The sequence below is a fragment of the Pseudomonas sp. GW456-12-10-14-LB2 genome (genome assembly GCF_002884345.1).
In the GTDB taxonomy this organism is placed as follows: domain Bacteria; phylum Pseudomonadota; class Gammaproteobacteria; order Pseudomonadales; family Pseudomonadaceae; genus Aquipseudomonas; species Aquipseudomonas paraglycinae.
Window position 1 is genome coordinate 205,882 of record NZ_POHV01000001.1, and the last position, 22,565, is coordinate 228,446.

The following is a 22,565-nucleotide window of genomic DNA, read 5'->3' on the forward strand; positions in this document are numbered from 1 at the left end:
GACAGTAAACGCAGCATGCGGGCACCGGTCATTGGGAGAGAAAGTTCAGTCGATAGACGCCGATGAAGTTGGGGTTGGCTGCGTCGGGTATCCATCGGGTGTCCTTCCATGTCATGAGTTGCTGCAGGCTTGCCGAACGCATGCCGTTGTCGGTTGGGGTGGTCGTGCCGGTGTGATAGGCGATGTAGCGGCCCATCCAGATCATCAGGTGCTGGTCGTCGCCCTGATCGAAAAACATCAGATCGCCGGGCCGTGCCTGGGACACGTCGCGGCCGATCAGATGGCTGTTGAACTGAATCAGTTTGATCGCGTTGACGTAGGGCCCGACCTTGCCGCCGCCCTGCTGCCATTGCTGGGCGAGCTTGCGCTGATCGGCGCTCAGGTCCAGCTCCGGCGGCAGGTAGCGGTTGGACACGCCATTGCTGCGCAGCCATTTGTCGTCATGGACTTTCAGCGCTTCGTTGGCGGCGAAACGCACCAGCCCCGCGCAGTCCTGCTGATACCAGCGCGGGCTCGGGCCTTTGCTCAACTGCTCCTGAGCGATACGCACGAACCAGGCGCGAAACACCTGGGATTGCTGCGGATCGAGGGCTGGAATCTCAACGGCTCGGGCACCGGCGCTGAGCAACAGCGCCAGAAGGCCAAGGCTGCGAATGAGTCCGGTCACAGCGCTTTCCACTCCAGCGGCAGCCATTGCCAGTGACCGTCAGGCTCGCTGCCTTCCGGCAACGTCAGGGCGTATTTGCCCATGCCGCCGAGGGTGCGCAGTTTCGGGATCAGGTAGGTTTGCGCGGCGTTGTAGAACACCGGCTCCATGTCCTGCGGCAGGCTGTCGAGGGTTTCCTGCTGGATCAGTTGCGCCATCGAATCCGGGCCGAAGTAGATCGGCATCAGCACGTCTTTCGGCAGTACATCGGCCATCGGCGGGAAGCGTTTGTCGAGGGTGCCGAGCGCCTTGTCGACCAGTTTGTCGTCGAGGGAAAACAGCAGCGTGGAACCGTGGCGCGCCAGGCTGACTTTCATGAAGGCACGGCCGGTGATCGCGTCCGGGTTCTCGGCATCCTTGGCCGCGTAAGGGCCGAAGTTGGAACTGACCTGACGCTGCCAGAGGTGGCTCTGGCCTTCCTGTTTTTCCACCACCGGGAACGCGTGCTCGTCGACCTTGCCTTCGTAAGCGCCGACCATCGAATCGAACAGCGTGCCGATATCAGCGTCGAGTTTGCCGTTGTCTTCGTCGTTCAGACTGGCCACCAGCAACGGCGTGTACAGCCGCGAATCGGCGTACCAGCACAGGCCCGCCGCGCCGGCCACGTGTTCGGTGAGTTTCTGCGCCACGGCTTCTTCGGCGCCGAGTTTCACCAGCAGCGGCTTCTGCGGCTCGGCAGCGACCGGCAAGGTCACGCAGGCACTGGCGCCCAATGGCATGGCCTGCCAGACCGGTTTGAAATCGAAGTCCGGCTGGTTCTCCAGTTCGTCCATGGCGAGGTAGCTGTGCCAGCCCTTGTCGTCCATGTCGAAACGCAGGCCGGCGAAGTTCGGGATGAAGCGCTGGTAACCCATGGCCAGAACGCTGGAATTGACCGACAGGCGCTGTTTGGTTTCAGGTGTCTTGGCCTTGAGCCCGAACGCTTCGGGGAACAGTTTTTCGCCGTTGAGCAGCGCCGCCAGCGCTTGCGGCGAGACATGGCCGGACTCCTCGGAAGCACCACTTTCCGGATCGTAGAATTTGGCCGGATTGGACAGCACCACCAGTTTGTCGCCACGGGAGGCGAACAGCAGGGATTTGCCGGCGTTGTAGGTCAGCTGATACAGCGGCACTTCATCGCCTCCGACCTTCAGGGTGCTGAACACGCTCAGTTGCGAATCATCCAGCGCGACTTTCGCCAGCGGCTCCAGCACCTTGGCCAGCCCGCCGCGATCCATCACCAGCAGGAAATCCTTCAGCCGACCGTCGGCGCCGCGCCACAGCGCCACGTCAGCCGGTTGGTCGAAAAGCTGCTCGATCAGGCTGTCCTGCAGCTTCAGGTCATGCTCGTAGATGATCCGCCGCAGACTGCCGATCAACCCGAGACGGTCGGCGTGGGTTTCGTAATAGAAGACGAAATCCTCAGTGAGCGTGGCCTTGAGGAACGGCACCGTCAGCAAGTCCTTGGGCAACTGGCTCAGGGAGCGGGTTTCCAGCAGTGCGTCCGGGCGGCTCAAGCCAAGCTTGTCGCTGGCCAGTTCCGCCGGCGGCGCCTTCGGTTTGTGCATCAGCCAGCCGAGCCCGCCCGCCACGCCGGCCACCAGGCACAGCCCGACCGCCAGCAACGGCCAGCGCCGGGAAGGTTTGGCGGCGAACGCATCGGTAGCCGGGGTCGCAGTGTTATCGCTCATCTTCTCGCTCATGTTCCCAAAGCTCGGCAGTTCATCCGTGGTGCGGGATGCTTAATAGTTGAAAGTCTTGACCAGCAGCAGATCACCGATGGCCCGCAGGGGTACGATGAACGTTTCGCGTTTTTCGTCGACGGTGTTTTCGTTCAGCACCAGGGTGATCTGCGAGGTGATGACCTCGTTCTGGTTGCTGGTCTCCTCGAAGTTATAGCCGCCGTTGCCGAAGTTGCCCCAATAGTTGACGTAAACCAGATAGGTGCCGTGCAACGGCGCGGTCATGGTGAACATTTCCGGGCCAGGGCCATCGACGCCGTCCGGATCGAGGCCACCACCGTTGCTCATCGCCGGACGCGCCCAGAAGGCATGCTGGCCGTCAGGCGTAATGACGTGCAGGTCGAGTTCGGCTTTAGGGTCGTCCCAACCGAGCACCACGCGGATCCGCGCCGGCGTGCGCAGGTTGTTGGCTTCGTAGAATTGAACGCGCTTGAGCGACTGGCCGTCGGCGCTGATCACCTCGACGCTGTTGGAACCGGCGCCGAACGCATACGGCCGGGCGAAACGGCCCTGGTCGTCGGTGTACAGATTCAGTGGATTGCCATTCACCGCCAGGCTGTGCGGCGGACGTAAATGGCCGATCGCCTTGAGCTGGCCTTCAATCATCGTGCGATTGCGCTGGATGCCGCGATCGATCGGCGGCGTGGGATAGGCGACTTGCGGGTTTTCCGTGCGATCGAGCAGCCCGTGATAGCGCCAGCCGCCCACCGGCTCCGACAGCTCCGCGCTCGGCGCCGCCAGCAGCGCGGGTGCGCAGGCCAACCCGATCAGCAGCAAAAGAAGTGAACGCATGTGATGCCTCCTGCCATGCCTGAACGAAACCTTGCACCCGATCCTCGGTACTTCACAGCGGTGAAAACTGCGTTTCGTCTGAAAGACCCGTGACTGTCGGGTCGTAGAAGGCGCGAAGGTTAGCGATTCGGCAGTTTTTTAACAATCGGATACATCTGGATTTGCGGTGGGAATCACGGCGACCAGTGGACGATGAGCCGATTAGGCGTCATATTCGGCTCACGAAATGAGCCGAATAGCGTTTCCAATCGGCTCACGCACTCAGGATCAGCAATTAATGGCGACTCACTGGATCTGGCAGCAGCCTGATTGGCCGGACTTCAACTGGCAGGCGGAATGCCTGGCACCGTTGTTGCGCGAGTGTGTTCAGGCACAAGGTCAATTGATGGGCATGGCGGGATCGGTGAGCCATTCACTGAGCGCGCAGACAGAGCTGGACGCTTTGCTGCAAAACATCGTGACCTCCTCGGCCATCGAGGGGGAGCAGTTGAATGTTGAATCCGTGCGCTCTTCATTGGCACGACGTCTGGGGCTGGAATCACCGGATGGCGACAACGTCAGCAAGCGCAGCGAGGGGCTGGCGCAACTGATGCTCGATGCCACTCAACGTTTTGCCGAACCGCTGACGCTGGAACGATTGCTGGAATGGCATTCATGGCTGTTTCCAGAACAGGAGAGTGGTTTCCTTTCGCGAGCAATCAATGTCGGCGCTCTACGCGGCGATGAGCCAATGCAGGTGGTTTCCGGGCGAATCGACCGCCCGACCGTGCATTTCGAGGCGCCACCGCGACAAGGGCTTGAGCGACAACTCGACAGTTTTCTCAAGTGGTTCGACGCCAGTCAGCACCAGGCAGGCCTCGATCCTTTACTGCGGGCAGGCATCGCGCACTTCTGGTTCGTCACCTTGCACCCGTTCGATGACGGCAACGGCCGTCTTACCCGCACGCTCACCGATCTGGCACTGGCTCAGGGCGAAGCGCAGGCGATTCGTTTTTATGCGATGTCCGCCAGCATTCTCGACGACCGCGCGGGCTATTACCGGATTCTCGAATCCAGCCAGAAAGCCACGCTGGACATCACCGACTGGCTCGCATGGTTCCTGCAAACCCTGCTGCGCAGCCTGCAACAGGCCATTGCGCGGATTGAAAGTGTGTTGGGAAAATCACGCTTCTGGCAGGCGCACCGGGAATCCGGGCTGTCGGCGGAGCAGATCAAAGTGCTCAATCGTTTGCTCGACGGTGGTGAGCGCGGTTTCGAGCACGGTATCAGCGCAGCGCAATACCAGAGTGTGGCCAAGGTCTCCAAAGCCACGGCCACCCGACATCTGGCGGAACTGCTGGAAAAGGGCTGCCTGCAACGTCTTCCGGGCGGCGGACGCAGCACTCGGTATCAGATTCAATATCCTGGCGAATTGACCGACTGACACCCTTGTCCGTCGGCCCGCTCATTTGCCCATACCCCCCCTATCTGCTAGTGTCGCGCCGGTTTAACGTCAACCGGAATTAGCCGCCATGGCCCGCAAAAAAGCTGCACTGGATTTCGAACAGTCCCTCGCCGACCTGCAAACGCTGGTGGAGCGTCTGGAGAACGGTGAATTGTCGCTGGAAGACTCGCTGACCGCTTTCGAGCAGGGCATCGGCCTGACCCGTGACTGCCAGGCGGCGCTGGCCCAGGCCGAGCAGAAGGTCCAGGTGTTGCTGGAGCGCGATGGCGAACTCGCCGAGGAACCCTTCGACGCGGATCAGCCAGAATGATTGCAGCGTATTCGGCGACCAGCCAGGCGCGCGTTAACGCGGCACTGGAAACCCTGTTCAACGCCCCGCTGCCAGAACTGGCGCGGCTTTACGAAGCCATGCGCTACAGCGTGATGAACGGCGGAAAACGCGTGCGTCCGCTGCTGGCCTACGCGGCATGCGAAGCCCTTGGCGGCAAGGCCGAACAGGCCAACGGCGCGGCGTGTGCGGTTGAGCTGATCCACGCGTATTCGCTGGTGCACGACGATTTGCCGGCGATGGACGACGACGATCTGCGTCGCGGCCAGCCAACCACGCACAAGAAATTCGACGAAGCCTGCGCAATCCTCGCCGGTGACGGCTTGCAGAGTCTGGCGTTCAGCGCCCTGCTCGATCCGCGTCTGAGCGATCTGAGCGCGAACATCCGCCTGCAACAGGTCACGGCGCTGGCGCACGCGGCGGGCCCGGCGGGCATGGTCGGCGGTCAGGCCATCGACCTCGGTTCGGTCGGCCTCAAGCTCGACCAGAAAGCGCTGGAACAGATGCACCGGCACAAGACCGGCGCGCTGATCGAAGTCAGCGTCAAGCTCGGCGCCCTGGCCAGCGGCCGTGCCGAGAAGGATGAACTCAAGTCCCTGCAGACTTATGCACAGGCCATCGGTCTGGCATTCCAGGTCCAGGACGACATCCTCGACGTCGAAAGCGATACCGAAACCCTCGGCAAGCGCCAGGGCGCCGACATCGCCCGCGACAAGCCGACCTACCCGGCCCTGCTCGGCCTCGACGCCGCCAAGACCTATGCGCTGGAGCTGCGCGATCAGGCCCTGCACGCACTGCGACCGTTTGACGCGGCTGCCGAGCCGTTGCGCGATCTGGCCCGGTATATCGTCGATCGGCGTAACTGAAGGCTAATCAGCCAAAAAAGACCAACGCGTGGGCAGGGGGCGATGCATCAGGTAAACTGCCGCATCTTTTATACCTATAACGATTCGCCTGATGCCCACGACGTTTCATGAGATTCCCCGCAAGCGCCCGACCACGCCCCTGCTCGACCGCGCTAACACGCCGGACGGCCTGCGCCGGTTAGGCGAAGCCGAGCTGGAAACCCTGGCTGATGAGTTGCGCCTGGAATTGCTCTACACGGTCGGCCAGACCGGTGGGCATTTCGGTGCCGGCCTGGGCGTCATCGAGCTGACCATCGCGTTGCATTACGTCTTCGACACCCCGGACGACCGGCTGGTGTGGGACGTCGGTCATCAGGCCTATCCGCACAAGATCCTCACCGGTCGTCGCGAGCGCATGGAATCCTTGCGCCAGAAGGACGGCATCGCGGCTTTCCCGCGCCGTTCCGAGAGCGAGTACGACACCTTCGGCGTCGGTCACTCCAGCACCTCGATCAGTGCCGCGCTGGGCATGGCCATCGCCGCCCGCCTGCAGAACAGCGATCGCAAGGCGATTGCAGTGATCGGCGACGGCGCACTGACCGCCGGCATGGCGTTCGAGGCGCTGAACCACGCGCCGGAAGTCGACGCCAACATGCTGGTGATCCTTAACGACAACGACATGTCGATCTCGCGCAACGTCGGCGGTCTGTCGAATTATCTGGCGAAGATCCTTTCCAGCCGCACCTACGCGAGCATGCGTGAAGGCAGCAAGAAAGTGCTGTCGCGCCTGCCCGGCGCCTGGGAAATCGCCCGTCGCACCGAAGAATATGCCAAGGGCATGCTGGTCCCCGGCACCCTGTTCGAAGAACTGGGCTGGAACTACATCGGCCCGATCGACGGCCACGACCTGCCGACCCTGATCGCCACCTTGCGCAACATGCGCGATCTGAAAGGCCCGCAATTCCTGCACATCGTCACCAAGAAAGGCAAAGGCTTCGCCCCGGCGGAAGTCGACCCGATCGGTTACCACGCCATCACCAAGCTCGAACCGCTGGACGCCCCGGCCGCTGCGCCGAAAAAGGCCGGCGGGCCGAAGTATTCCGGCGTGTTCGGTGAATGGCTGTGCGACATGGCCGCTGCCGACCCGCGTCTGGTGGGCATTACGCCGGCGATGAAGGAAGGCTCGGACCTGGTGGCGTTCAGCGAACGCTTCCCGCTGCGCTACTTCGACGTGGCAATTGCCGAGCAACACGCCGTGACACTCGCCGCCGGCATGGCCTGCGAAGGCGCGAAACCGGTGGTGGCGATCTACTCGACATTCCTGCAACGCGGTTACGACCAGTTGGTGCATGACGTCGCGGTGCAGAACCTCGACGTGCTGTTCGCCATCGACCGCGCCGGTCTGGTGGGCGAAGACGGCCCGACTCACGCCGGCAGTTTTGATCTGTCGTTCCTGCGTTGCATCCCGGGCATGGTCATCATGACCCCGAGCGATGAAAACGAACTGCGCAAGATGCTCACCACCGGCCACCTGTACAACGGCCCGGCGGCGGTGCGTTATCCACGCGGTACCGGCCCGAACGCGACCATCGAGAAAGACCTCGAACCGATCGAGATCGGCAAGGGCGTGGTGCGTCGTCAGGGCAGCAAGGTCGCCCTGCTGGTGTTCGGCGTGCAAATGGCCGAAGCCCTGAAAGTCGCCGAGACGCTGGACGCAACCGTGGTCGACATGCGTTTCGTCAAGCCGATGGACGAAGCGCTGGTGCGCGAGATTGCCAACAGCCACGACCTGCTGGTGACCATCGAAGAGAACGCGATCATGGGCGGTGCCGGTGGCGCGGTCAGCGAGTTCCTCGCCCGCGAGAACATCCTCAAGTCGGTGCTGCACCTGGGCTTGCCGGACGTTTACGTCGAGCACGCCAAGCCGGCGCAGATGCTGGCCGAGTGCGGGCTGGATGAAGTAGGGATCGAAGCGGCGGTGCGTGAGCGCCTGACTCTGCTCAACAAGTAATCACCATCCCTGTGGGAGCGGGCTTGCCCGCGATGAGGTCGGCACAGTCAACATTGATGTTGGATGTACCGACGCCATCGCGGGCAAGCCCGCTCCCACAGTGTTTTGTGTCGCTGGAAATCTAGTGCACACCAGAAATACCAACGGAATACCGATGAACCTCTCGCGCCTCGCCCTGCCCCTCCTGCTGCTGCCCTCCGCCAACGCCCTCGCTGACAATTTCGAACGCGATCAGGCCCTGAAGCTGCCGGACATGCTGATCAGCGCCAACCGTCAGGTCGAAGCACGCAACGACAGCAGCGCCGCCAACACCGTGTTCACCCGCGAAGACATCGAGCGTCTGCAACCGCGCAGCGTCACCGATCTGCTGCAGCGGGTGCCGGGCGTGCAAGTCGCGCAAACCGGCGGACGTGGCAGCCTCCCGGGGATCTACATTCGTGGTACGCAATCGGCGCAGAGCCTGGTGCTGGTCGACGGCCAGCGCATCGGCAATTCCACCTCCGGCGACAGCAACCTGCAACACCTGAACATCGAACAGATCGAGCGCGTGGAAGTGCTGCGCGGTTCGCGCTCGGTGATTTACGGCAGCGATGCGATTGGCGGGGTGATTCAGATCTTCACCCGGCGCGGCGGCGAACAAGGCTTGCAGCCGCGGATGCATGTCGGATTCGGCAGCAACCAGACCTGGGAACGCAGTATTGGCCTCTCCGGCGGAGACGAGAAAACCCGCTTCAACCTCGGCGCCAGCCTCGATGAAACCGCCGGCCTCGACCGCACCCACGAGTCCTACCCCAGCGACAGCGACCACGACGCCTACCGCAACAAATCCATCAGCCTGAGCCTCAGCCATGCGTTGACCGATGACATCGAAGTTGGCGCCAATCTGCTGGATAACCGTGGCAAAAGCGAGTTCGACAACCCGTTCGGACGCTTCGACCCGGTGACCTTCGACTCTGTGCAGCAGCAACCGTACAGCGATTTCACCGTCAGCAGTTTCAGCAGCTACATCGACGCGCGGATCAACGAGCGCTGGAAGTCGCGCCTGGAACTCGGCCATAGCGAAAACCGCGAGAAGTCCTTCGACAAGCTCAGCGACGAGCGCTCGGTGTTCAACACCTACCGTGATTCGGTGACCTGGCAGAACGACCTGACCCTCGATGCACGCAACAGCCTGATCCTTGGCGGCGACTGGTACGAAGATCGCGTCAACAGCAGCACCGCGTTCGACGAAGACAGCCGCTGGAACCGCGCAGCCTTCATCCAGCATCGCTTCCAGGCCGACAGTTTCTCCACCGAACTGGGCCTGCGCCGTGACGACAACCAGCAGTTCGGCGGCCAGAACAGCTGGAGCGGCACGCTGACCTTGCCGGTCAACCCGGACAACGATCTGCTGCTCAGCTACAGCGAAGGCTTCCGCGCGCCGACCTTCAACGATCTGTATTACCCGGACTTCAGCAACCCCGACCTGAAACCGGAAACCTCGAAAAGCTACGAGCTGCAATGGCGCAGCCAGTTGAGCGACAGCACTCGCCTCGAAGCCTCGCTGTACCGGACCGATCTGGAAGACGCGATCATCTTCGGCAGCAACTCACGCCCGGAAAACGTCGCCTCGGCGCGAATCAACGGCTTCGAAGCAGCGCTGAAACAGGAGCTGTTCGGCTGGCAGAGCAACCTCGGCGTGGCGATCATCGATCCCCGCGACCGCGACACCGGCCACACTTTGGCACGGCGTGCCCGTCGCACCCTGAGCTGGGATCTGGATCGACAGTTCGATCGCCTTGGCCTCGGCGCCAGTTGGCAGGCCGTCAGCAGCAGTTATGACGATCTGAACAATCAGCAACCATTGGGCGGTTATGCACTGCTCGGATTGCGCAGCAGCTGGGCGCTGAACCGAGAGATCAAACTGGATTTCAAGGTCGACAACCTGCTGGACAAGGGTTACAGCCGGGCGCTGTACAGCCATGACGGCAGTCAGTTTGGCTATCGCGAGGAAGGTCGGGCGTTCATGTTCGGCGTGACCTGGACGCCGCAGCTCTAACGATCTGGCGCGATCAGCTGGCAGAGCTTGGCGGTCGCCTCGATCATCTGCCCGCTCGGACGCTCAAGGCCTTTATCGGTGACCAGCAGCAATTGCCGATGCTTCACCGCTGCCACTTGTGGCCAGGCGTTCCACGCCTCCAGTTGCAGCTGATCGCCGGCCAGTATCACTTCGGGATCACGCTGTAAAACCGCTTCGATGCTCACCTGTGGCGCTGGCAGGCTCAGGTCGGCGAACACATTGCGTGCGCCACACACTTCAAGCGCATCGCTGATGATTTGTCCGCCACCGACGGTGTACAGCGGCTTGTCCCAAACCTGATAGAACACCCGCAGCGGTACTTCGCGGCGGTAGCGCTGGCGCAGCTTATCGAGTTTTTGCCGCAACTCGCTGGCCCGCGCGATCCCACGCTCAGGACGACCGAGCTGTATCGCGATGCCCTCAATCTGCGCAGTCAGCTGTTCGAGACTGTGAGGCTCCGCAACGAACGTCGGGATGTTCAGGCGCTTGAGCTGATCACGTTGAGCCGGGCCGACACTGCCGGGCCACAACAGCAACAAGTCAGGCTTGAGGCTGAGCAGGCGCTCCATGTCGAGCTGACCGTAACGGCCCACCGAAGGCACGTCCTTGATCGCAGACGGACGCTCACCGGCATCCAGCACCCCGACCAGCAGGTCGGCCGAACCCAGTTCAACCACGATTTCGGACAGGGATGGCGCGAGGCTGACCACCCGCAGGGCGGCCAGCGTTTCACCGCTGACGGCCAGCAGCAGAACCGCCAGCCAGAGACGACGCATCAAGCGAGTTGACGCGGGATACGATAGAGGTAGAACAGCACGGCCGTAGACAGCGCCAGCAACATCAGCGGCACCGCTTCAAGGCCAACGAACACCGCCAGCGAACCAATCCATGCCGGCAGCGCTGCGACCACGTATGCACTGCGAAGGCAGGCCGCCAGGGCAATCCAGGCAGCGGGCTCTTCAGGAGTATCGAGGGCTTTTTGCGTGGCGATCAGCGCATGTTTGTAGCGCCCGAAAAACTTCAGGCTGACAAACATCGAGGCCACGCCAGCGATAAAGAAAGGCATCGCCAGCACCGGCAGAATCGCCTCGCCCTGGCCGAACACAGCGTTGATCACGAACAGCGGCACCAGCGCCAGCGCCAGGTATTTCCACCAGGCGATCGACAGACGGCGCCGCACTTGCCCGCGGGTCACGCCCGGTCTACCTCGCCCTGATGCTCGTTGCCCATCATGTGGTCGAGCTTGCTGGCCTTGGTCGCCAGATAGAGTTTGTTGTGCGGATTGTGGCCGGTGTGCAGCGGCACGCGCTCGGCAACAACGATACCCATATCGGTCAAGGCTTTGACCTTGCGCGGGTTGTTGGTCATCAAGCGCAGGGACTTGACGCCCAGATGCTCGAGCATCGGCAGGCACATGGCGTAGTCACGCTGGTCGGCGGCAAAGCCCAGACGCTCGTTGGCTTCCACGGTGTCGGCACCGCCGTCCTGCAATTCGTAGGCACGGATCTTGTTCAACAGACCGATGCCGCGTCCTTCCTGACGCAGGTACAGCAACACGCCACGACCTTCGCGAGCGATGGCTTTGAGGGCGCCCTCAAGTTGCGAACCACAGTCGCAACGCTGGCTGAACAAGGCATCGCCGGTCAGGCATTCGGAGTGCAGACGGCCGAGTACCGGGGCACCGTCGGCAATCTCACCCAAGCTCAGCACGACGTGCTCGCGGCCGGTGGCTTCATCGAGAAAACCGTGCATGGTGAATTGTGCAAAAGGCGTTGGCAGCTTGGAAGCGGCGACAAAAACGACAGGCACCGGTGTGCTCCTGATCTGAAAAGTCTGAAGATTCGCTGGGCGGCATTGTAACAGCAGGTTCCCGCAGGCGCTTAGGCTGAATTATCGGCCATAACGATCAAAAAGTTTGATAACAGGCTCGCCCTTATCGCGTTCATTCGAAGGGATACGGCTGCTTCCAGCGCTCGAAGATCGGCTTCAACTCGCCGTTCTTTACCAGTTGCTCCATGCGCTGGTCGTAGATCGACATCAGTGCACGGGCTTGCGGGGTGTCGGCGAAACCGAGGTACAGCGGCAATTCCGCCAGATGTGAATAACGGTACTGCGACGGGTCGGCGGCGTTTCTCACCACCGCTTCTATTTCCGTCAGCGCATCGATGTAGTAATCCGCCCGCCCCTGCTTGAGCATCGACAGGATGCCGGTGCGACGCTCGATCTGGTTGAAGCGTTTGACGTTCGGCAGGTAGGTTTCGTAGCGATAGCCGCGCACCCAGGCCAGTCGGTATTTGCCCAGCGTCGCCTGGGTCGGCGAGGGGTTGCTGGCCAGGCCGAGCGCGTAGATGTGGTCGGAATCGAAATTCCATTTCGGGTACAGCACCTGTTCGGCTTCACCGCGATAGGAACCGACCAGTGCGTCGGCTTCCTTCAACTGCACCAGCCCGACCGAGCGGGTGTAGGGCACGGTGCGAATATCCAGGGTCACGCCGGCCGGCTCGAAGACTTTGCGCAACACGTCCCAGCCCAAGCCATGACCATCGGCGGCGGTGTAGTCTTCCCAGTCTTCGCTGGCCAGGTGTATGACCGAAGGCGGTGCGTCCTGTGCCTGAGCCGTGGCGCCAAGCAAGGTCAAAAACACTATCGCCAACCAGCGTCGAGTCATCCCTGTGTCCCTCATCCACGCCTGGAAATCAGGCGAAAACCCACACCAGTCCCTGCATTGCCAGCCAGGCAAATACGCCGGCCAGCACGTCGTCGAGCATGATGCCGACGCCGCCGTGAACATGCCGGTCGATCCAGCGGATCGGCCACGGCTTGAGAATGTCGAAGAAGCGGAACACCAGGAACCCGGCGAGCAACCAGTACCAGCCTTCCGGCACCAGCCACAGGGTGATCCACATCCCGACCATTTCGTCCCAGACGATGCCTTCGTGGTCGTGCACCCGCAGATCGTCGGCCACTTTGCCGCACAGCCAGAAGCCGAACAGCATGGTGATCCCGAGCATCAGCCAGTAACCCCAGTCGGGCAGCATCTGCCACAACGGGATAAAGGGTAGCGCAACTAACGAGCCCCAAGTGCCCGGCGCCTTGGGCAAGGTGCCCGAGCCGAAGCCGAACGCGAGGAAATGCCAGGGATTGCGCCAGACCGACGGCGGAACGAATTCGGCCGGAACCTGTTTCGGGTGATCTGTCACGGTGACTCCTGAAAATGTTGATAACCCCGGATTTGCGGGGTGATGTCGTGCCCGTCGCGATCCAGCAGCACCACGCCCTGGCCTTGCGTTACGCGGCCGATCACATGGATCGGCCAGCCATCGGCGAGCAGCGCCGGCAACTCGTCGGACGGCAACGTGAAAGCCAGCACGTAATCATCGCCACCGCTCAACGCCGCACGCTCGGCGCCGCGCTGGCCGAGAAACGTCACCAGCGCATCCGACAACGGAACACGCTCACGCTCGACTTCGAGGCGAACCTTCGAGGCCAGTGCAATGTGACCACAGTCGGCGAGCAGGCCATCGGAGATATCCAGCGCCGAGCTGGCCTTGCCACGCAGGGCCTGGCCGAGGGCAAGTTGCGGTTGCGGCGACCAGTAATGATCAAGCAGCGGCTGGGCGATGTGCGGCTCGGCGTCACGCTGACCCAGCACCAGCGGCAAGGCCCCGGCGGCATTGCCCAGTTCGCCGCCGACACACAGCAGATCGCCCGGCTGTGCGCCGCTGCGGGTGAGCGCTTTGCCGGCCGGGACGCGGCCGAACACGGTGACGGTCAGGCTCAACGGCCCGCGCGTCGTGTCGCCGCCGACCAGTGCCACGCCGCAGCCCTGCGCCATGCGGTTCAAACCGCGGGCATAGGCTTGCAGCCAATCGGCAGTCACCGTCGGCAGAGTCAGGGCAAGGGTAAAGGCGACGGGCGTGGCGCCCATGGCAGCGAGGTCGCTGACCGCCACGGCCAGCGAGCGCTGACCGAGCAGAAACGGATCGCAGGGATCGGCGAAATGCACGCCGGCCACCAGCGTATCGGTGGAAACCGCCAGCTGTTCCCCGGAAGGAACCGCCAGCAAGGCGCAGTCGTCGCCGATCCCCAATGCAACGCCTTCGCCGCCCTGCGCACAAGGCGCGGCGGCGAAGAAATTGCGGATCAGCTCAAACTCGCCCATGGCCGAGAAAAAGTATTCAAGCGCGGATCAGCGCTTGAACGCCTTCACTTCAGCTTCACGCAGGCGCGGAGCCAGCTTGTCGAGCACGCCGTTGACGAACTTGTGGCCGTCGGTCGAACCGAACACCTTGGCCAGTTCAATACCTTCGTTGATCACAACGCGGTACGGCACGTCGACGCGCTTGAGCAGTTCCCAGGTGGACAGGCGCAGAACGGCCAGTTCAACCGGGTCCAGCTCTTCGATCGCCAGGTCCAGGCAAGGCGTGAGCGCGTTGTCGATTTCGGTCTTGAACTGCGGAACCCCGTGCAGGATTTCGCGGAAGTAAGCACCGTCGACATCGGTGAAATCGTTATCGACCCGGAACTGCGCTTCGATCTCGTTCAACGACTGCCGAGCCATGTGCCACTGATACAGGGCCTGGGTCGCGAGCTGACGGGCTTCGCGGCGCTTGGCGCTTTTCGATGGCTTGCCGGCATCCGCAGGTTTCGGATCGCGCGGGTTGAAACGATCGCTTTCGTCGCTAATCACTTGGCCTCCAACTGCGCCAGCAGGCTGACCATTTCCAGAGCGGACAGGGCAGCTTCAGCACCTTTGTTGCCGGCCTTGGTGCCGGAACGTTCGATGGCTTGCTCGATGGAATCAACGGTCAGGACGCCGAAAGCGACCGGTACGCCGAACTCCATGGACACCTGGGCCAGGCCCTTGGTGCACTCGCCAGCCACGTATTCGAAGTGCGGAGTGCCGCCACGAATGACCGCGCCCAGGGCGATGATTGCTGCGAACTCGCCTTTCTGGGCGACTTTCTGCGCAACCAGCGGGATTTCGAAGGCGCCAGGTGCGCGGATGATGGTGATGTCGCTTTCGCTCACGCCGTGGCGAACCAGGGCATCAACTGCACCGCTGACCAGGCTTTCAACCACGAAGCTGTTGAAGCGGCCCACTACCAAAGCGTAGCGGCCTTTAGGGGCGATGAAGGTACCTTCGATGGTCTTCAGGGTCATTCGTCAGATCTCTTAAAGAGCCGGGACGCGTCTGTTTCGCGTCCCTCAGTGATTTATTTGCCGCGAATTCGGAGCCGGAAACAACCGGTCATTATTCGGAGGGCACGTATTCTACAACTTCCAGATCGAAACCGGATATTGCATTGAACTTCATCGGCGCCGACATCAGTCGCATTTTGCGCACGCCGAGGTCACGCAGGATCTGCGAACCGGCACCGACGATGCTGTAGGTGGTCGGTTTTTTCGGCGCGGCCTGATCGCCGGTTTCGCGGATGTGCGCCAGCAACACGTCGCCATCCAGTGGGTGACCGAGCAACAGCACCACACCGCTGCCGGCCTCGGCAACCGCGGCCATGGCGGCACGCAGGCTCCAGCGGCCCGGTTGTTTGACCATCAGCAGGTCGCGCAGCGGGTCCATGTTGTGCACGCGAACCAGGGTCGGCTCTTCGGCGCAAACGGTGCCCAGGGTCAGTGCCATGTGCACGTCGCCTTCCACGGAATCACGATAGGTCACCAGGTTGAATTGGCCCAGTTCGCTGTCCAGCGGCTGCTCGGCAATCCGCTGAACGGTACGTTCGTGGATCATCCGGTAGTGAATCAGGTCGGCGATGGTGCCGATCTTGATGTTGTGTTCAGCGGCGAAAGCTTCCAGTTCGGCGCGACGGGACATGGTGCCGTCGTCGTTCATCACTTCGCAGATCACACCGCTCGGCTCGAAACCGGCCATGCGCGCCAGGTCGCAGGCGGCTTCGGTGTGACCGGCACGGGCCAGGGTGCCACCGGCCTGGGCCATCAGCGGGAAGATGTGGCCCGGGCTGACGATGTCTTCGGCTTTCGCGTCTTTCGCGGCGGCCGCTTGCACGGTGCGTGCGCGGTCAGCGGCGGAAATGCCGGTGGTCACGCCTTCGGCGGCTTCGATCGAGACGGTGAACTTGGTGCCGAAACCGGAACCGTTGCGTGGTGCCATCAGCGGCAGCTTCAGGGTTTCGCAGCGCTCGCGGCTCATCGGCATGCAGATCAGGCCACGGGCGTATTTGGCCATGAAGTTGATGTGCTCGGCCTTGCAGCATTCGGCGGCCATGATCAGGTCGCCTTCGTTCTCGCGGTCTTCGTCATCCATGAGGATGACCATCTTGCCTTGGCGGATGTCTTCAACCAGTTCTTCGATGCTATTGAGCGCCACAAGGCACCCCCTTCAGTCAGGATTTGAGGTAGCCGTTGGCGGCCAGAAAGCTTTCAGTGATGCCACCGCCAGGCTTTTGTGAAGAGTCAGGCTCAGCGGCCCTGTCGCCCAGAAGCAGACGCTCCAGATAACGCGCCAGCAGGTCGACTTCCAGGTTCACCCGGCGACCTGGCTTGTAGGACGCCATGATGGTTTCGCTCAGGGTGTGCGGAATGATCGTCAGCAGGAATTCGGCGCCATCGACCGCATTCACGGTCAGGCTGGTGCCGTCGACGGTGATCGAGCCTTTGTGGGCGATGTACTTGGCCAGCTCTTTCGGCGCGCGGATGCGAAATTCCACGGCGCGGGCATTGTCGCTGCGCGATACCACTTCGCCGACACCGTCGACGTGACCGCTGACCAGATGGCCGCCGAGACGGGTGGTCGGAGTCAGGGCTTTTTCCAGGTTGACCGGGCTGCCGCTTTTCAGGTCATTCATGGCGGTGCAGTCGAGGGTTTCGCGACTGACGTCGGCGGCGAAGCCGTTGCCCGGCAGTTCAACCGCGGTCAGGCACACGCCGTTGACCGCGATGCTGTCGCCGAGTTTTACGTCGCTCAGGTCGAGCTTGCCGGTTTCGACATGCACCCGCACATCACCGCCCTTTGGGGTCAGTGCGCGGATACTGCCGATGGATTCGATGATGCCGGTAAACATGGGGTTCTCCTTGAGAACGAAGCCAGCGCTAACGCGATGGCCGGGAATTATACGCTCGCCGATGAGACAGGGATTGCAGTGACTCGCCAGTCATCGCCAACCGCGCGAATTTCAGTGATTTTCAGCTCCGGCGCATCCTTCATATAGGCCAGCGGCCAGTCCAGAAGCGGACGCGCCGTGGAGCCGAGGAACTTGCCGGCAATGAAGATCACGAACTCGTCGACCAGACCGAGCTGGGCAAACGCGCCGGCCAGTCGCGGACCGGCCTCGACCAGCACTTCATTGACGCCACGGTTGGCCAGTTCGATCAGCAACTGGTGCAGATCGACCTGACCGTCATCGCCCGGCACGATCAGGCATTCCGGACCGTGGGCGTACTGTTCTTCGATGGCCACGCAGGTGGCGACCAACGCCGGTCCGGCCTTGAAGAACGGCGCATCCAGCGGCACCCGCAGACGCCCGTCGATCAGCACCCGCAGCGGCGGACGGCTCAGGGCCAGCGTGGTTTGTTCGGCATCCAGTCCCAACTCGTCACCGCGAACGGTCAGGCGTGCGCCATCGGCCAGCACCGTGTCGGCGCCGGTCAGCACTACGCTGGCCTGGGCGCGCAAACGCTGCACTGCCGAACGCGCGGCCGGGCCGGTGATCCATTGGCTCTCGCCGCTTTCCATCGCCGTGCGACCGTCGAGGCTCATGGCCAACTTGACCCGCACGAACGGCAAGCCGTGTTCCATGCGCTTCAGAAAACCTTGATTGAGCTTGCGAGCTTCGCCTTCCAGCACGCCGCTTTCGCTGGCGATGCCGGCATCGCTCAAGCGCTGCAGACCGCGTCCGGCGACTTGTGGATTCGGATCACGCATCGCCGCGACCACCCGACCGACACCGGCATTCACCAGCGCATCGGCACACGGCGGTGTGCGGCCGTGGTGGCTGCAAGGTTCGAGAGTCACGTAAGCCGTGGCGCCCCGGGCCAGTTCACCGGCGGCGCGCAGGGCGTGGACTTCGGCGTGGGGTTCGCCGGCACGTTCATGCCAGCCTTCGCCGACAATCTGCCCGTCACGCACGATCACGCAGCCAACCCGTGGATTGGGATGCGTCGTGTAATGCCCCTTGCGCGCCAGCTCCAGGGCCCGGGCCATGAAGTGGGCGTCGAGGATGGCCTGCTCGGCGGCGGCGGTCATTCTTTCACCGGTTCGCGGGCGAGGCGGTCGATCTCTTCGCGAAATTCGTTGAGGTCCTGGAAGCGGCGGTACACGGAAGCGAAACGGATGTAGGCCACTTCATCGAGCTTCTGCAGCTCGGCCATCACCAGTTCGCCGACCACGAGGGACTTGACCTCGCGCTCGCCGGTGGCGCGCAGCTTGTGTTTGATATGGACCAGAGAGGATTCGAGGCGCTCGACGCTCACCGGACGTTTCTCCAGGGCGCGCTGCATGCCGGCGCGGAGTTTTTCTTCGTCGAACGGTTGGCGGCTGCCGTCGGTTTTGATCAGGCGCGGCAACACCAGTTCGGCCGTCTCGAACGTCGTGAAACGTTCGCCGCAGGCCAGGCATTCACGCCGGCGGCGCACCTGTTCGCCCTCGGCGACCAGACGCGAGTCGATGACCTTGGTGTCGTTGGCACCGCAGAAGGGACAGTGCATGGTGGCTGGCAACAAAAAAAGGGAGGGCCATGGTAGCGCATCCCGGTGGCAAGACAAGCCATAGGCTTTGCGGTATACAGACTGCCATGATCGTTTGATCCATGGATTTCATTTTGCTGGAGCCGCCAATGTCCCTACGACCGCTCGTTTTGCTCAGTGTTTTCAGCCTGCTGGTTGCCTGTGGCAGCGATGCGCCCAAGCCTCAGCCGCCCACGCCGGGCCCGGCGCCGCAACAGGCGCAGAAAAAAGCCCGGGAAGCCGCCGACCTCGGCCCGCTGCCCGCGTATCAACGGGAACTGAGCGGCACCCTGCAAGGCGTGCCGGCCGGCGCCGAAGTCGAACTGGCGCTGCTGGTGATCGACGCAAAGGATCGCCCGCAACAATTGCTCGCCAGTTCCAGCCTGATCGGCAACAACCAGATTCTGCCGTTCCATCTGCGCTTCAACCCCGACGCTTTTCCGGTGGGTGCGCGGGTTGAACTGCGCGGCCGCGCCAGCCAGTCCGGCCAGTTGATCCTGCACCTGCCGTCGCAGACCATCACTCAGCCGACCACCCAGGCGCTGGGCCAGCTGCAATTTGTCAAAGCACCATGAATGCACCGCTAGACCTGCAACAGTCGCTGGGCGAATTGCTCGGCGACGCCCGACTGAAGGCCTGTGCGTTGCCGGACACCGATTTGCAGCTGTGGCTGATCGACGGCGACAACATGGCGCGCGAATTCAGCCAGGAGGAAACCCAACGAATCCTGCATGAACCGCCGTACTGGAGTTTCTGCTGGGCAAGCGGTCTGGCGGTGGCGCGCTATCTGGCGGAGTTTCCCGAATGGGTTCGAGGCAAGCGGGTGCTGGATTTCGGCGCCGGTTCCGGAATCGCCGGCATTGCAGCGGTGAAGGCCGGCGCGCTGGAAGTAGTGGCCTGCGACCTCGACCCGCTGGCGATTGCCGCCTGTCGGGCGAATGCCGAACTCAATGATGTGCAGATGAGCTATTCCACGGATTTCTTCGCCGAGGCGGATCGCTTCGATCTGATCCTGGTGGCCGACGTTCTTTACGACCGGGAAAACCTGCCGCTGCTCGACGCCTTCCTGAGCCGTGGCCGCGAAGCGCTGGTGGCGGATTCGCGGGTTCGGGATTTCCGTCATCCGTTGTACCGGCGCATCGAAATGCTCGAAGCCATGACTCTGCCGGATCTGGCCGAGCCCGAAGAGTTTCGCCATGTCAGCCTCTACCATGCGGCCCGCGCCTGACCGTATAGTTGCCCCATTCACGCTTTTACGAGATACCCCATGAGTCAGCAAACGCCGTACATCTTCGACGCCACGACGGCCGACTTCGACCAGTCGGTGATCGAGGCTTCCTTTCAAAAACCGGTGCTGGTGGATTTCTGGGCCGAATGGTGTGCACCGTGCAAAGCGCTGATGCCGATGTTGCAAGGGATCGCCGAGAGCTATCAGGGCGAGTTGCTGCTGGCCAAGGTCAATTGCGATATCGAGCAGGACATCGTCGCCCGTTTCGGCATCCGTAGCCTGCCGACCGTGGTGCTGTTCAAGGACGGTCAACCGGTGGACGGCTTTGCCGGTGCGCAACCGGAATCCGCCGTGCGCGCCCTGCTCGAACCGCATGTGCAGATGCCGGCGCCGTCCGCCGCCGATCCGTTCGAACAGGCTCAGGCACTGTTCGATGAAGGCCGTTACGCCGACGCGGAAGCGGCACTGGTTACGCTGCTGGGCGAAGACAACACCAACGCCAAGGCGCTGATCCTCTACGCTCGCTGCCTGACCGAACGCGGTGAGCTGGGCGAAGCGCAAACCGTGCTCGACGCGGTCAAGAGCGACGAGCACAAAGCCGCACTGGCCGGCGCCAAGGCGCAGACCAAGTTCCTTGGTCTGGCCCGCGACCTGCCGGACGCCGCCGACCTGAAGAGCCGTCTGGCGCAAAACCCGCAGGACGATGAAGCGGTGTATCAACTGGCGATCCAGCAACTGGCCCGTCAGCAATACGAAGCGGCGCTGGACGCGCTGCTCAAGCTGTTCATCCGCAACCGCAGCTACGGCGAAGGCCTGCCGCACAAGACCTTGCTGCAAGTGTTCGAACTGCTGGGCAACGATCACCCGCTGGTGACCGCTTACCGGCGCAAGGTGTTTGCCGCGCTGTACTAAGCGCTTACTCGACCCAGCTGTAGAGCGGCGTGTCCCCGCCGCTCGCCACTTTCACATCGGATGAATGACGCAGGCGCACCAGCAAGCGCTTGCCCGCCGCTGCGCTGCCGGTCAGCCCTTCGAGCTGATCCAGCAACTCCGGGCCGCTGAGTTGTCCGGCCTTGCGCAACAGATCCCTAGCGACCTGCCACAACGAGTCATCCTGATTCACCGGTTTCGCCACCGGCGCCGCCGCTGCTGTCTGCGGCTGGGCCGTCTGCACCTGCACGCCAAACTGCGCACCGAGTCGCGCCCAGTCGCTTTCATCCAGTTCCAGGGTCAAATCCACCGGCAACTCGCCGACGGTTCCGCGTATCCGCAACATAAGCTTCGCTCCCGCACATTTCTGACCTGCATGCTCCCATGGGACTTGTGTAACGCCAAGCGGGCGGGCAAACTCTGCGCACTTTCGTTATAAGATTACATAACAAACTCTTCACTTTACTTCCCGGAGACCGCCATGCGTCGTCTGCTGCTCGCTTTGCCGTTTGCCCTGTTGCCGCTGGCCATCGCCCATGCCGCCGATGAGCATGATCACGACCATGAGCACGGCAGCCTCGGTGCCCACGAACATGGCGTCGGTCGCCTGAACGCCGCCCTCGACGGGCAGACTCTGGAACTGGAGCTGGAAAGCCCGGCGATGAACCTCGTCGGTTTCGAACACGTCGCCACCAGCGATGCCGACAAGGCCAAGGTCGCAGCCGCGCGTGCTCAGCTGGAAAAACCGCTGGCGCTGTTCAGCCTGCCGGCCGCCGCCGGTTGCAAGGTCACCAGCCAGGAACTGGAAAGCCCGCTGTTCGGCGACAAACCGGATGCCGACGACCACGACGAAGAGGAAGCCGGCAAGGACGGTCACGAGCATCATCACGACCACAGCGAAATCCACGCCCACTACCAGTTCAGCTGCGCGGCGCCAGGTGCGTTGAAAACCCTGGATCTGGCGAACCTGTTCAATACCTTCCCGGCCACCCAGAAAATTCAGGTACAACTGATCAGCCCGAGCGGCCAGCAAGGCACGGAAGTGACGGCCAAGGCCGCCGCCCTGAAGTTCTGACACGAAACGGCGCCATGACCCAAGCACTCATCGAACTGTCCGACCTGGGCTTCAACTGGCCCGGTCACCCGCCGCTGCTGGACATCCCGGCGTTTCGTCTGGAAGCCGGCGAAACCCTGTTCCTCAAGGGCCCCAGCGGCAGCGGCAAGACCACCCTGCTCGGCCTGCTCGGCGGGGTGCAGAAACCCGGTCGCGGCAGCATTCGCCTGCTCGGCCAGGAACTGACCGACCTGGGTGCCGGCGCTCGTGATCGTTTTCGCGTCGATCACACCGGCTACATTTTCCAGCAGTTCAACCTGCTGCCGTTTCTCTCGGTGCGCGAGAACGTCGAGCTGCCGTGCCATTTCTCGAAGCTGCGCGCCGAACGTGCGAAGCAACGCCACGGTAGCGTCGATCAGGCTGCCGCCACCCTGCTCGCCCACTTGGGCTTGAAGGACGAAAGCATCCTGAGTCGCCGCGCCGATTCGCTGTCGATCGGTCAGCAACAGCGGGTCGCCGCAGCGCGCGCATTGATCGGGCAACCGGAACTGGTGATCGCCGACGAACCGACCTCGGCACTGGATTACGACGCCCGGGAAAACTTCATTCGCCTGCTGTTCGCCGAGTGCCGCGAAGCCGGCTCGAGCCTGTTGTTCGTCAGCCACGACCAGAGTCTGGCGCCGCTGTTCGACCGTCACCTGTCCCTGGCCGAACTCAATCGCGCCGCCACGTCTGCCGAGGTCTGAG

At 62.6% G+C, this 22,565-nt stretch carries 26 protein-coding genes; 10 read left to right on the forward strand and 16 right to left on the reverse strand.

Annotation, left to right across the window (positions count from 1 at the left end; translation table 11 throughout):
* Positions 1 to 28 precede the first annotated feature (28 nt).
* From C1X29_RS00995 to C1X29_RS01005, 3 genes are read right to left on the reverse strand one after another with little or no spacing between them, the layout of a single operon-like run.
* Positions 29 to 694, reverse strand: a complete 666-nt coding sequence (locus tag C1X29_RS00995; RefSeq protein ID WP_085747626.1) for a DUF1175 domain-containing protein — start codon at positions 692 to 694, stop codon at positions 29 to 31.
* The gene (locus C1X29_RS01000; RefSeq protein WP_102716661.1) at positions 664 to 2,376 is read right to left on the reverse strand and encodes a DUF2138 domain-containing protein; all 1,713 of its coding nucleotides are present in this window, start codon (positions 2,374 to 2,376) and stop codon (positions 664 to 666) included. Before C1X29_RS01000 ends, C1X29_RS00995 begins: the two co-directional genes overlap by 31 nt.
* A 51-nt stretch (positions 2,377 to 2,427) precedes the next feature.
* A complete protein-coding gene (locus C1X29_RS01005; RefSeq protein ID WP_102716662.1) occupies positions 2,428 to 3,219 on the reverse strand; it encodes a YfaP family protein in 792 nt (263 codons plus the stop codon).
* 277 nt (positions 3,220 to 3,496) lie between these two features.
* Between C1X29_RS01005 and C1X29_RS01010 the strand changes: the two genes are divergently transcribed.
* The 5 genes from C1X29_RS01010 to C1X29_RS01030 all read left to right on the forward strand — a co-directional run bounded on the left by C1X29_RS01010 (position 3,497) and on the right by C1X29_RS01030 (position 9,885).
* Positions 3,497 to 4,642 (forward strand): Fic family protein, encoded by a 1,146-nt coding sequence (locus C1X29_RS01010; RefSeq protein WP_085747623.1) that lies wholly within the window; start codon positions 3,497 to 3,499, stop codon positions 4,640 to 4,642.
* An 88-nt stretch (positions 4,643 to 4,730) separates the two neighbouring features.
* A complete protein-coding gene (locus C1X29_RS01015; RefSeq protein ID WP_007894317.1) occupies positions 4,731 to 4,973 on the forward strand; it encodes an exodeoxyribonuclease VII small subunit in 243 nt (80 codons plus the stop codon).
* Positions 4,970 to 5,857: a (2E,6E)-farnesyl diphosphate synthase gene (ispA, locus tag C1X29_RS01020; protein WP_102716663.1), complete on the forward strand. Its 888-nt coding sequence runs from the start codon at positions 4,970 to 4,972 to the stop codon at positions 5,855 to 5,857. The genes C1X29_RS01015 and ispA overlap by 4 nt, the downstream gene beginning before the upstream one ends.
* 91 nt (positions 5,858 to 5,948) lie before the next feature.
* Entirely contained in the window at positions 5,949 to 7,847 is a 1,899-nt protein-coding gene (gene dxs, locus C1X29_RS01025; RefSeq protein ID WP_102716664.1) for a 1-deoxy-D-xylulose-5-phosphate synthase, read from the forward strand.
* Positions 7,848 to 8,001: 154 nt separating this feature from the next.
* On the forward strand, positions 8,002 to 9,885 hold the full coding sequence (locus C1X29_RS01030) for a TonB-dependent receptor (RefSeq protein ID WP_102716665.1): 1,884 nt from the start codon (positions 8,002 to 8,004) through the stop codon (positions 9,883 to 9,885).
* Here C1X29_RS01030 and C1X29_RS01035 read toward each other — a convergent pair.
* From C1X29_RS01035 to nrdR, 12 genes are all read right to left on the reverse strand, one after another.
* On the reverse strand, positions 9,882 to 10,682 hold the full coding sequence (locus C1X29_RS01035) for a cobalamin-binding protein (protein ID WP_102716666.1): 801 nt from the start codon (positions 10,680 to 10,682) through the stop codon (positions 9,882 to 9,884). The genes C1X29_RS01030 and C1X29_RS01035 overlap by 4 nt on opposite strands.
* The gene (locus tag C1X29_RS01040; protein WP_102716667.1) at positions 10,682 to 11,101 is read right to left on the reverse strand and encodes an MFS transporter; all 420 of its coding nucleotides are present in this window, start codon (positions 11,099 to 11,101) and stop codon (positions 10,682 to 10,684) included. The genes C1X29_RS01035 and C1X29_RS01040 overlap by 1 nt, the downstream gene beginning before the upstream one ends.
* Positions 11,098 to 11,715, reverse strand: coding sequence for a GTP cyclohydrolase II (gene ribA / locus C1X29_RS01045; RefSeq protein WP_007955551.1), 618 nt, complete (start codon positions 11,713 to 11,715; stop codon positions 11,098 to 11,100). The genes C1X29_RS01040 and ribA overlap by 4 nt, the downstream gene beginning before the upstream one ends.
* A gap of 133 nt (positions 11,716 to 11,848) precedes the next feature.
* Positions 11,849 to 12,574: an ABC transporter substrate-binding protein gene (locus tag C1X29_RS01050; RefSeq protein WP_102716668.1), complete on the reverse strand. Its 726-nt coding sequence runs from the start codon at positions 12,572 to 12,574 to the stop codon at positions 11,849 to 11,851.
* Between the two features lie 28 nt (positions 12,575 to 12,602).
* The gene (locus C1X29_RS01055; protein WP_011336134.1) at positions 12,603 to 13,106 is read right to left on the reverse strand and encodes a phosphatidylglycerophosphatase A; all 504 of its coding nucleotides are present in this window, start codon (positions 13,104 to 13,106) and stop codon (positions 12,603 to 12,605) included.
* On the reverse strand, positions 13,103 to 14,068 hold the full coding sequence (gene thiL / locus C1X29_RS01060) for a thiamine-phosphate kinase (protein WP_102716669.1): 966 nt from the start codon (positions 14,066 to 14,068) through the stop codon (positions 13,103 to 13,105). Before thiL ends, C1X29_RS01055 begins: the two co-directional genes overlap by 4 nt.
* Before the next feature lie 27 nt (positions 14,069 to 14,095).
* Complete coding sequence (nusB, locus tag C1X29_RS01065; protein WP_007955566.1) at positions 14,096 to 14,596, reverse strand: transcription antitermination factor NusB; 501 nt, start codon at positions 14,594 to 14,596, stop codon at positions 14,096 to 14,098.
* Positions 14,593 to 15,069, reverse strand: coding sequence for a 6,7-dimethyl-8-ribityllumazine synthase (ribE, locus tag C1X29_RS01070; protein WP_003228649.1), 477 nt, complete (start codon positions 15,067 to 15,069; stop codon positions 14,593 to 14,595). The genes nusB and ribE overlap by 4 nt, the downstream gene beginning before the upstream one ends.
* Before the next feature lie 91 nt (positions 15,070 to 15,160).
* Positions 15,161 to 16,252, reverse strand: coding sequence for a bifunctional 3,4-dihydroxy-2-butanone-4-phosphate synthase/GTP cyclohydrolase II (gene ribBA, locus C1X29_RS01075; RefSeq protein ID WP_039771922.1), 1,092 nt, complete (start codon positions 16,250 to 16,252; stop codon positions 15,161 to 15,163).
* 16 nt (positions 16,253 to 16,268) lie between these two features.
* Positions 16,269 to 16,946, reverse strand: coding sequence for a riboflavin synthase (locus C1X29_RS01080; RefSeq protein WP_085609113.1), 678 nt, complete (start codon positions 16,944 to 16,946; stop codon positions 16,269 to 16,271).
* Between the two features lie 47 nt (positions 16,947 to 16,993).
* Positions 16,994 to 18,127, reverse strand: a complete 1,134-nt coding sequence (ribD, locus tag C1X29_RS01085; protein WP_102716670.1) for a bifunctional diaminohydroxyphosphoribosylaminopyrimidine deaminase/5-amino-6-(5-phosphoribosylamino)uracil reductase RibD — start codon at positions 18,125 to 18,127, stop codon at positions 16,994 to 16,996.
* A complete protein-coding gene (gene nrdR / locus C1X29_RS01090; protein WP_003228656.1) occupies positions 18,124 to 18,588 on the reverse strand; it encodes a transcriptional regulator NrdR in 465 nt (154 codons plus the stop codon). The genes ribD and nrdR overlap by 4 nt, the downstream gene beginning before the upstream one ends.
* A gap of 128 nt (positions 18,589 to 18,716) precedes the next feature.
* Here nrdR and C1X29_RS01095 point away from each other — a divergent pair, with 128 nt between their 5' ends.
* From C1X29_RS01095 to trxA, 3 genes are read left to right on the forward strand one after another with little or no spacing between them, the layout of a single operon-like run.
* Positions 18,717 to 19,181, forward strand: coding sequence for a YbaY family lipoprotein (locus C1X29_RS01095; RefSeq protein ID WP_007955577.1), 465 nt, complete (start codon positions 18,717 to 18,719; stop codon positions 19,179 to 19,181).
* Complete coding sequence (locus C1X29_RS01100; protein WP_085747612.1) at positions 19,178 to 19,834, forward strand: methyltransferase; 657 nt, start codon at positions 19,178 to 19,180, stop codon at positions 19,832 to 19,834. The genes C1X29_RS01095 and C1X29_RS01100 overlap by 4 nt, the downstream gene beginning before the upstream one ends.
* Before the next feature lie 39 nt (positions 19,835 to 19,873).
* Complete coding sequence (gene trxA, locus C1X29_RS01105; RefSeq protein ID WP_102716671.1) at positions 19,874 to 20,746, forward strand: thioredoxin; 873 nt, start codon at positions 19,874 to 19,876, stop codon at positions 20,744 to 20,746.
* 4 nt (positions 20,747 to 20,750) lie between these two features.
* Here the strand turns inward: trxA and C1X29_RS01110 are convergent, their stop codons facing one another.
* Complete coding sequence (locus tag C1X29_RS01110; protein WP_102716672.1) at positions 20,751 to 21,110, reverse strand: hypothetical protein; 360 nt, start codon at positions 21,108 to 21,110, stop codon at positions 20,751 to 20,753.
* Positions 21,111 to 21,245: 135 nt separating this feature from the next.
* On the opposite strand from C1X29_RS01110, the gene C1X29_RS01115 reads away from it, so the two are divergent.
* Positions 21,246 to 21,839, forward strand: a complete 594-nt coding sequence (locus C1X29_RS01115; RefSeq protein ID WP_007955585.1) for a DUF2796 domain-containing protein — start codon at positions 21,246 to 21,248, stop codon at positions 21,837 to 21,839.
* 14 nt (positions 21,840 to 21,853) lie between these two features.
* Positions 21,854 to 22,564, forward strand: coding sequence for an ABC transporter ATP-binding protein (locus tag C1X29_RS01120; RefSeq protein ID WP_011336144.1), 711 nt, complete (start codon positions 21,854 to 21,856; stop codon positions 22,562 to 22,564).
* The last annotated feature ends 1 nt before the right edge of the window (position 22,565 follow it).